Source organism: Dietzia sp. B19, from assembly GCF_014145155.1.
Lineage (GTDB): Bacteria > Actinomycetota > Actinomycetes > Mycobacteriales > Mycobacteriaceae > Dietzia > Dietzia natronolimnaea.
On record NZ_JAALED010000275.1, the window covers coordinates 12,381 to 21,336 of the forward strand.

Sequence of the window (8,956 nt, forward strand, 5' to 3'; positions counted from 1 at the left end):
CGGGCGCGGGCCACCCCCTCGTCGTCGATCCCCAGCTCGTCGTCCATCTCGTCGAGAACCTGCGCGTACCCGATGGCCCGCCGGGCCGTCACGCCCTCGAGCAGTCCGAGCCCGACGAGCCCACGCACCTCGTCGATCAGCCCGTCGGCGAACATGCGCCCGGTACGGGCGTCCAGCCGGTCATCGAGCTCGGGAAGCGCGCACCGTAGGCCGAGCAGCCGCGTGCCCCACCGAGGTGCGCCGATGGTCGGTCTCGAGGCGGAGAACGGCTGACCGGTCAGCTCCACCACCTCCAGTGCCCGAACAGTCCGGCGGGGATCGGTCGGCAGGATGGTCCGAGCGGCCTCGGGGTCCGCGCGGGCGAGCTCGGCGTGCAACGCCCGGACCCCGATCTCCTCGAGGCGCCGTTCGTAGCGCGCCCGGACCGCGGGATCCGTGTCGGGGATGGACCAGCCGTCGACCAGGGCCTGGATGTACATCATCGATCCTCCGCACAGGATCGGCACGTTCCCGCGCTCCCGGATCTCCGCGATCTCGCGCTCGGCCTCGCGACGGAAGTCGGCGACGCTCGCGGTCTCGGTCACCTCGAGGACGTCGAGCCTGTGATGCGGGATGCCACGTCGGAGGGACGGCGGGAGCTTCGCGGTACCGATGTCCATGCCGCGGTACTGCTGCATGGCGTCACAATTGACCACCTCCCCGCCCAGCCGCTGCGCCAGATCGAGGGCGAGGTCGGACTTCCCGGTGCCGGTCGGGCCCACCACCGCGACCGGTGCGGGGCCGCTCACCCGTGACCCCACTGACCCGGGGAATCCGACGACGACGAGAGATCCCAGCGAGCGCAGTGATACCCCACACCGAACGGCGCCCAGGACACCGACTCCACCGCAGACCTCTCCCCGACCAGCCCGGCCAGCCCGAGCCACGCGGGCCGGCTCCACCACCCCACGGCCTCCGCCACCGCGTCACCGGGATCGGGCAGCGGGCCACCGCGACGCAGCCACTCGGTGAGATCCGAGTCGAGGGCGACACCACGCGGGTCCTCGGGCACGGGTGCCCGGGGGGTGAGGGAGGCGGGACCGTCCCCCACGACGACCACGAGGGTGCCGCGCCCGGGGGGCCGAGAGACCCGTCCACCGCCGGTGACGCCCGCGAACGACCGGGGCTGGTCGATCCCGGCGCGGTCGAGCAGCCACCATGCGATCAGGGCCGCGTCGGGGACATCCTCGTACTCGGCTTCCACCGCCTCGGAACGCCCGACCCGGACCGCCGCCCCCCACCTCGACAGCGAGGAACGGACGTCACCCATCGTCCGCCCCTCGGGGTCCGAGCCGAGCACGAGCACCCTCTCGAGGCCGGACGACGCCGTCCTGAGCAGATCCAGCGCGGCGTCGACCTGGCCGGCGGTCTCCGCGGCCGCCTCTCCGGACAGTTCGGGCACCAGAACCGGTGCGCCGGGTACCAGGACGACAGGGGTGTTCACACGGAGCACCTTACTGACCTCCGCAGGAGCGCCGCCCCGGGACTCTGTCGGACTCGCTGGGGATACCCCGGCGCCCGGGCGGCGGTTGGTACACACTAGGGAGATGCCGACCCCTCACCGGGACGGCGAGGCGACGACCGGTGGGATTCCGGCGATGGTGCCGTGTCACGCGGCAGAACGAAACGAGGACCAGATGAGCGACCAGTCACCGACCACCCCCGGGGAGGCGAACCCCGGAACGTCCGCACCGACCCCCACTCCGACCCCGGGCCCGCGTCCCGGTGCGCCGTCCCCCGCAGCACTGGCCCGGAAGGTGGCACCGCGAGCGGTGGCGGCCCCCGAGTCGCGCATCGTCCGGGCGTCGGACCCGTCCGAATGGGGTCGGGTCGACGACTCCGGCGCCGTGTTCGTCAGGACCTCCGAGGGCGAACGCCAGGTCGGCTCCTGGCAGGCGGGTGCACCCGAGGAAGGTCTGGCCCACTTCGGCCTCCGGTACGACGACCTGGTCGCGGAGGTCTCACTCCTCGAAGCGCGACTCGACTCGCACCCACAGGACGCGCGCAAGACCCGGGCCTCCGCCGAGGCCCTCGCCGAGCAGCTCCCCTCCGCTGCGGCCGTGGGGGATCTCGACGCCCTCGCGACCCGACTCGCCACCGTGGTCGAGCGCTCCGGCGCTGTCGAGGTCGAGGCGCGCCAACGCAAGGACGAGGAGCGCGCCACCGCGATCGCCCGCAAGGAGGCGCTGGCCGTCGAGGCGGAGGAGATCGGTGAGTCGTCCACCCAGTGGAAGGCCGCCGGCGATCGCCTCAGGGAGATCCTCGACGAGTGGAAGACCATTCGCGGCATCGACCGCAAGACCGACGACGCACTGTGGAAGCGCTTCTCCAAGGCCCGCGAGGCGTTCAACCGGCGCCGTGGTTCCCACTTCGCGGAACTCGACCGCACCCGCGCCTCCGTCAAGCGCGTCAAGGAGGAGCTGGTCGAACGAGCCGAAGCCATCTCGGCCTCGACCGACTGGAACGACACGGCCACCGCGTTCAGGCGCCTCATGGACGAGTGGAAAGCCGCGGGCCGCGCTCCCCGCGAGGCCGACGACGCCCTGTGGAAGCGCTTCAAGGCCGCCCAGGACAGGTTCTTCGACGCCCGCCACGCCGCGGCCGCCGAGCGGGACGCGGAATTCGAGGGCAATGCGGACGCCAAGGAGGCGCTGCTCACCGAGTTCTCGGGCCGGATCAATCCCGACGAGAACCTCGACGCGGCCCGTTCGGCGCTACGGGAGCTGCAGACCCGCTGGGAGGAGATCGGCAAGGTCCCACGGGAGAGGATGGGGCAGCTCGAGGGACGGATCCGAGCCCTGGAGAAGACCGTCTCCGACGCGGCCGACGCCGAATGGCGACGGACCGACCCGGAGGCCAAGGCCCGCGCCGCCCAGTTCTGGGTGCGGGTGGACGACTTCGAGGCACAGGCGGCGAAGGCCGACGCCGCGGGCAAGTCGAAGGACGCCGAGAAGGCCCGTGCGCAGGCCATGCAGTGGAAGGAATGGGCCGAGGCCGCCGAGAACGCGGTCGACACCCGCTGATCACGCCGACAGGGCCCCACCGACACGGTGGGGCCCTGCTGCATGGGGTGGATCCGAGGGGTGCGGCGAGCTGGTTCAGTCGCCGTGGCGGACGGAGTCCTCGAGCTCGCGCTGTTCGGGAGTGCGCGCCCACAGGACGCCGGCCAGGGTCATCACCAGGAGCAGCACCAGGATCACACTGACGTACAGGCCGATCCCGGGGGCGCCGAAATCCTGGAAGTCGGGGTTCGGTCCCCGTCCGGACTGGCGAAGCCAGATCGCCAGCATCCCGTAGACCGTGGCCACGCAACTGGCGCCCCAGGCGATCCCCGCTGCCCACCACTTCTGGGTGATGATCATGACGGATCCGAACAGGATGGCGCCGACCGAATAGAGCAGGACGAAGACGTGGGAGGGCAGCGAGGTCTGCTGGTCCCGGGCCGCCTCGGTGAAGAAGAGCACGTCCAGGCCACGCACCCCGTCGCTGTGGGGAAGCGCGAGTGCGGCGGCGAGCAACACGATCAGGACGGCCGACGCGAGATAGGCCTTGCCGATGACGAGGGTGTGGCCCAGCATCCTGTCCCTGCGTCGGAACTCCGAATCCACGGTCCTGCTGGATTCCATGATCCCCTGGATGGGGTCCGGGCGGTCAGCGGTGTTCACGTGAGGCATCCCTTCTGGGTGGTGTCGGAGGCGAGGACGTCACGTCGCAGCGTGGGCAGTCCGAGCCCCACGCCGATCGGCGGGGTCTCCGGCTTCTCACCTGCCTCGTGTCTGTCACCCGCCCTGGTGGTCCGACAGGTCAGCACGCCGTCGTCGGCGAGCAGGTGGTGCGGGGCGGCGGAGGTGATTCTGGTGGTGACCACGTCGCCGGGTCGGATCCGCCCGGCGTGCTCCCCCACCGGGGCGAAGTGCACCAGGCGGCCGTCCCGGGCCCTGCCGGTCATCCGGGCGGTGGCGGCGTCCTTACGGCCCTGGTCGGCGGTGACGAGCAGCTCGACCTCACGGCCGACCTGCTGCCGGTTCTCCTCGAGGGTGATCCGCTCCTGCAGTTCGATCAGTCTCTCGTAGCGCTCCTGAACGACGGACTTGGGGATCTGGTCGGCCATCGTCGCCGCAGGGGTCCCCGGTCGCGGCGAATACTGGAACGTGAAGGCGCTCGTGAACCGGGCCTTCTCCACCACGTCGAGGGTGGCCTGGAAGTCCTCCTCGGTCTCCCCGGGGAACCCGACGATGATGTCCGTGGTGATGGCCGCGTGCGGCATCGCGGAACGCACCCTGTCCAGGATGCCCAGGAATCGCTCCGACCGGTACGAACGACGCATCGCGCGCAGGACTCGGTCCGAGCCGGACTGCAGGGGCATGTGAAGCTGTGGGCAGACGGCGGGGGTGTCGGCCATCGCCTCGATCACGTCATCGGTGAACTCCGCCGGATGTGGTGAGGTGAACCGGATCCGCTCGATGCCCTCGACCCGACCGGCGGCGCGCAGCAACTTCGCGAAGGCGCCTCTGTCGGATGGCTCGGCGGGGTCGTGGAACGATCGCCCGTAGGCGTTGACGTTCTGTCCGAGCAGGGTGACCTCGAGGACACCCTCGTCCGCCAGTGCCTTCATCTCCGCCAGGACCTCACCGGGTCTACGGTCCACCTCCTTGCCGCGGAGGGACGGGACGATGCAGAACGTGCAGGTGTTGTTGCACCCCACGGACACCGAGACCCAGCCGGCGTAGGCGGACTCCCGGGTGGCGGGGAGGGTCGAGGGGAAGTGCTGGAGCGAGTCGGCGATCTCCACCTCGGCCCGCTCGTTGTGCCGGGAGCGCTGGAGCAGCGTGGGCAGGTGCCCGAGATTGTGTGTGCCGAAGACCACGTCGACCCACGGGGCCCGCGTGACCACGACGTCCTTGTCCTTCTGCGCCAGGCATCCCCCGACCGCGATCTGCAGTCGGGGATTGGCGTCCTTCCACGGCCGCAGGTGGCCGAGCGTGCCGTACAGGCGGTTGTCCGCGTTCTCGCGAACGGCGCACGTGTTGAACACCACGAGGTCCGGCAGAGTGCCCCGGGCAGGGTCGGCCTCACCCTCGAACGGCACATACCCGGCCGCGTCGAGCACACCGGAGAGCCGCTCGGAGTCATGGACGTTCATCTGGCACCCGAAGGTCCGCACCTGGTAGGTGCGCCCCTCGACGCGCTCGACGCCGGTGTCTCCGGCCGTCGCCTGCAGGTCGGTCACGAGAGAATCCACGCAGGCCAGGGTACTCAGGGCGACACCTGGGCCGCCAATTCGGCGTCGACCACCGTCATCGCCAACCCCGTCGGATAGCCCCGGCGGGCGAGGAACGCCACCAGCCTGCGCCGTTCTCCCTGGAGATCCGCCCCGGGACCGGAGTCGACCGGGCTGCGGCTGAGCCTCGCGCGCACGAGTTCGGTGGCCTGCTGTCGGTCATCGGCCTCGTCGATGCCGGCCACCGCCCCCGCGATATGGACCTCGGCGACACCCTTCTCGCGGAGTTCACGTTCGAGTGCTCCCCGCGACCGTCCGCGTCGACGCCGCCGACCCCGGACCCATTCCGAGGCGAAGTCCGCGTCATCGAGCAGGCCCCAGGCGCGGACCCTGTCCAGCGCCTCGTCCACCGCGTCCGGCGCGTGGTCCTTACCCAGCAGCCGCTCCCGCAGTTCGTGTCGGCTCCGTGGCCGGTGGCGCAGAAGTCGGAGAGCCGCCGTCGCGGCCTCGTGGGCCTCGGGTGCCAACGGGGGCAGGTCCGAGCTACTCGACGGCCTGGCCTCCACCGCCGCGATGGCGGTGCGTAGATCGTCCGTGTCGACACCCCGCCCCGGCTCGGCCGCACACGGGTCCTGCACGCTCATCAGAACTCGACGGGCACCACGTCGATAGGCGCGTCCTCATCGGACTCCGCCTCGATCTCCGCGATCTCCGCACCCGCCCCGATATTGAGCTTGTCGAGGATCTTCCGCTCGATCTCGTCGCGGACCGAGGGGTTCTCCTTGAGGTACCGGCGGGCGTTCTCCTTGCCCTGGCCCAACTGGTCCGCCCCGTAGGTGAACCAGGAACCCGACTTCTTGACGAAGCCGTTCTCCACACCCATGTCGATGAGCGATCCCTCGCGACTGATGCCCTCGCCGTAGAGGATGTCGAACTCCGCGATCTTGAACGGGGGCGCGATCTTGTTCTTGACGACCTTGACCTTGGTGCGGTTACCCACCGCATCCGCGCCGTCCTTGAGGGTCTCGATCCGGCGCACGTCCAGGCGGACGGAGGCGTAGAACTTGAGCGCCTTACCGCCCGTGGTGGTCTCGGGCGAGCCGAACATCACCCCGATCTTCTCGCGCAGCTGGTTGATGAAGATCGCGGTGGTGTTGGTGTTGTGCAGCGCACCCGTCATCTTGCGGAGCGCCTGGCTCATCAGTCGCGCCTGCAAGCCCACGTGGCTGTCGCCCATCTCGCCCTCGATCTCCGCCCGCGGCACCAACGCCGCGACGGAGTCGACCACCAGGATGTCGATGGACCCCGACCTGACCAGCATGTCGGCGATCTCGAGCGCCTGCTCACCGGTGTCCGGCTGGGAGACGATGAGGTTGTCCGTGTCCACGCCGAGCTTGCGGGCGTACTCCGGATCCAACGCGTGCTCCGCGTCGATGAACGCGGCGATCCCGCCGGCGGCCTGCGCGTTGGCCACCGCGTGCAGCGCGACGGTCGTCTTGCCGGACGACTCCGGACCGTAGATCTCCACGACGCGGCCCCGTGGGAACCCGCCGATCCCGAGTGCCACGTCGAGGGACAGGGCACCGGACGGGATGACCTGGACCGGCGGCCGGGTGTCGTCCCCGAGCCGCATGACCGACCCCTTGCCGTAGGCCTTGTCGATCTGCGCGAGCGCCAACTCCAGCGCCTGTTCGCGGTTCTGGGCCACGCCCGTCCTGGTACCTGACTTGGCGGTGGTCTTGGGGGCCATGATGCTCTCCGTTCGTGCTCGACCTCCGGTGTCGTGCCGGACGGTCTGTGTGGTCTGCTCGCTCGCGGACGCTACGGGTCGGGTACGACAGATGCGTCTCGCACGAGCCCGGCAACCCTTCACTGTGGAGGGATGTCGCCCTGTGGACGGGCCATCCCGTCATCACATGACCCGAGTGTAGACGAACGCGTGTTCGAGATCGAACGACACGCCGCCACGGGGTCAGCGTAATGAGTCGGGAACCTCGAACTCCGAACACAGCGCCAACCAGACCTGCTTGACGGAGGCACCGGCGTCGATGGCCTCGTCGGCGGTGCGCCCGTCGAACGCGGCCAGATGATGGGACCTCACGAGATGATCGGCCCGCAGGTCCCCGAAGGCCTCGACGGTCCGGGCCCTGAACTCGGTCAGTGTCACGTGTGCCCCTTCACCACGGACGACGACGGGCCGCCGGTCAGTTCACCGGCGGCCCGTCCTCGGACGACTCACTGCTGTTCGGTCTGCGCCTGCTGCTGAGGCGGGGTGGCGGACTGCGGCTGCCCCTGGGGGAGCTGGGACGCAGAGCCGGTCCCCTGTCCGAGCTGACCACCCTCGGCCTTCATCGACGCCCGGATCTGCTCGAGACGGCTGTGCCCGGCCATCTGGGTCGAGGCCTGCTCGACCTCGAGCATCCGGCCCTGAACCGAGTTCTGGGCGAGCTCCGCCGACCCGAGGGCGTTGGCGTACCGCCGCTCGATCTTGTCGCGGACCTGGTCGAGGTTCGGGGTGTTCCCGCCCGACGAGACCTCGGACATGGACTGCAGCGACGCGCTGACCTGCTCCTGCATCTTGGCCTGCTCCAGCTGGCTGAGCAGCTTGGTCCGTTCGGCCACCTTCTGCTGGAGCACCATCGCGTTCTGCTCCACGGCCTTCTTGGCCTGGGCCGCGGCCTGGAGCGACTGGTCGTGGAGTCCCTTGAGGTCCTCGACGTTCTGCTCGGCGGTGACCAGCTGAGCGGCGAAGGCCTCCGCGGCGTTCTCGTACTCGGTCGCCTTCTGGGTGTCGCCGTTCTGATGGGCCTGCTCGGACATCTGCAGTGCCTGCCGCGTGGAGCCCTGCAGCTTCTCGATGTCGGCGAGCTGGCGGTTGAGCTTCATCTCCAGCTGCCGCTGGTTGCCGATCACGGCGGCCGCCTGCTGGGACAGCTGCTGGTGCTGCCGCTGCGCGTCCGAGATGGCCTGCTGGATCTGGACCTTGGGGTCAGCATTCTCGTCGATCTTCGAATCGAACAACGCCATGAGGTAGCGCCATGCCTTGGTGAACGGATTGGCCATCGCTGCGTAGTGTCCTTCTGCCGATTCGGACGACTGGTCGGTACCACGGTACCGAACAAGGTCGGGGGGCGACCACCGGGCGTTGCCGGGGTGGGGCTCAGGCCGCGAGGACGGGCTCCGCGACGGTGCCCGGGAGCGAGACGGTACCCGGGGGCGAGACCTCGAGGGCCGCGCGGATGAGGATCTCGCCGAGCGAGACGTCGAGCGCACCCGAGATGGACGCGAGCAACTCGCTCGAGGCCTCCTTGCGACCACGTTCGATCTCGGAGAGATACCCGGGACTCACCCGGGCGGCGTCGGCGACGTCCCGCAGGGTCCGCCCCGAATCGCCCCGCAGGCCGCGGAGCACCGTCCCGAGGGTCTCCCGCAGCAGCGGGGGCCCGCTCCGGTGGTCCGGTCGGGGCAGCGTGGTCATCTGGATGTTCGGCATCACGGGGTACAACGCCTCACGTCGCCGATTCGTTCCCGACCTCGTCGGCGATCCCCACCAGCAGATCGAGGGCGGCGGCACAGGCCGCCCGACGGATCTCGGCTCGACCGCCGTCCAGGGAGAGCTCGGTCGACCGCGCCGCGACTCCCGGCACGCAGATCCCCACGTGAACGGTCCCCACGGCCCTCCCCTCCTGGCGGTCG

At 70.1% G+C, this 8,956-nt stretch carries 11 protein-coding genes; 1 reads left to right on the top strand and 10 read right to left on the bottom strand.

Annotated features, from left to right (window positions below; translation table 11 throughout):
• A partial coding sequence (miaA, locus tag G6020_RS08725; protein WP_347238338.1) for a tRNA (adenosine(37)-N6)-dimethylallyltransferase MiaA occupies positions 1 to 788 on the bottom strand: 788 nt, incomplete at its 3' end.
• The gene (locus G6020_RS08730; protein WP_182610349.1) at positions 785 to 1,483 is read right to left on the bottom strand and encodes a hypothetical protein; all 699 of its coding nucleotides are present in this window, start codon (positions 1,481 to 1,483) and stop codon (positions 785 to 787) included. The genes miaA and G6020_RS08730, both read right to left, overlap by 4 nt.
• Before the next feature lie 193 nt (positions 1,484 to 1,676).
• Here G6020_RS08730 and G6020_RS08735 point away from each other — a divergent pair, with 193 nt between their 5' ends.
• A complete protein-coding gene (locus tag G6020_RS08735; RefSeq protein WP_182610350.1) occupies positions 1,677 to 3,062 on the top strand; it encodes a DUF349 domain-containing protein in 1,386 nt (461 codons plus the stop codon).
• A 75-nt stretch (positions 3,063 to 3,137) separates the two neighbouring features.
• Here the strand turns inward: G6020_RS08735 and G6020_RS08740 are convergent, their stop codons facing one another.
• The 8 genes from G6020_RS08740 to G6020_RS08775 form a co-directional block, all read right to left on the bottom strand.
• On the bottom strand, positions 3,138 to 3,713 hold the full coding sequence (locus tag G6020_RS08740) for a hypothetical protein (RefSeq protein ID WP_182610351.1): 576 nt from the start codon (positions 3,711 to 3,713) through the stop codon (positions 3,138 to 3,140).
• Positions 3,701 to 5,269 (bottom strand): tRNA (N6-isopentenyl adenosine(37)-C2)-methylthiotransferase MiaB, encoded by a 1,569-nt coding sequence (gene miaB, locus G6020_RS08745; protein ID WP_182610354.1) that lies wholly within the window; start codon positions 5,267 to 5,269, stop codon positions 3,701 to 3,703. The genes G6020_RS08740 and miaB overlap by 13 nt, the downstream gene beginning before the upstream one ends.
• Before the next feature lie 26 nt (positions 5,270 to 5,295).
• Positions 5,296 to 5,904: a regulatory protein RecX gene (locus G6020_RS08750; RefSeq protein ID WP_182610352.1), complete on the bottom strand. Its 609-nt coding sequence runs from the start codon at positions 5,902 to 5,904 to the stop codon at positions 5,296 to 5,298.
• The gene (gene recA / locus G6020_RS08755; protein WP_179525417.1) at positions 5,904 to 7,010 is read right to left on the bottom strand and encodes a recombinase RecA; all 1,107 of its coding nucleotides are present in this window, start codon (positions 7,008 to 7,010) and stop codon (positions 5,904 to 5,906) included. The genes G6020_RS08750 and recA overlap by 1 nt, the downstream gene beginning before the upstream one ends.
• Before the next feature lie 222 nt (positions 7,011 to 7,232).
• Entirely contained in the window at positions 7,233 to 7,427 is a 195-nt protein-coding gene (locus G6020_RS08760; RefSeq protein ID WP_179525418.1) for a DUF3046 domain-containing protein, read from the bottom strand.
• Between the two features lie 68 nt (positions 7,428 to 7,495).
• Positions 7,496 to 8,323 carry a PspA/IM30 family protein gene (locus G6020_RS08765; RefSeq protein WP_179525419.1) on the bottom strand — a complete coding sequence of 276 codons (828 nt, stop codon included), beginning with the start codon at positions 8,321 to 8,323 and terminating at the stop codon, positions 7,496 to 7,498.
• A 97-nt stretch (positions 8,324 to 8,420) separates the two neighbouring features.
• On the bottom strand, positions 8,421 to 8,753 hold the full coding sequence (locus G6020_RS08770) for a helix-turn-helix transcriptional regulator (protein WP_179526252.1): 333 nt from the start codon (positions 8,751 to 8,753) through the stop codon (positions 8,421 to 8,423).
• Between the two features lie 16 nt (positions 8,754 to 8,769).
• On the bottom strand, positions 8,770 to 8,956 hold a 187-nt coding region (locus G6020_RS08775), incomplete at its 5' end, for a CinA family protein (RefSeq protein WP_182610353.1).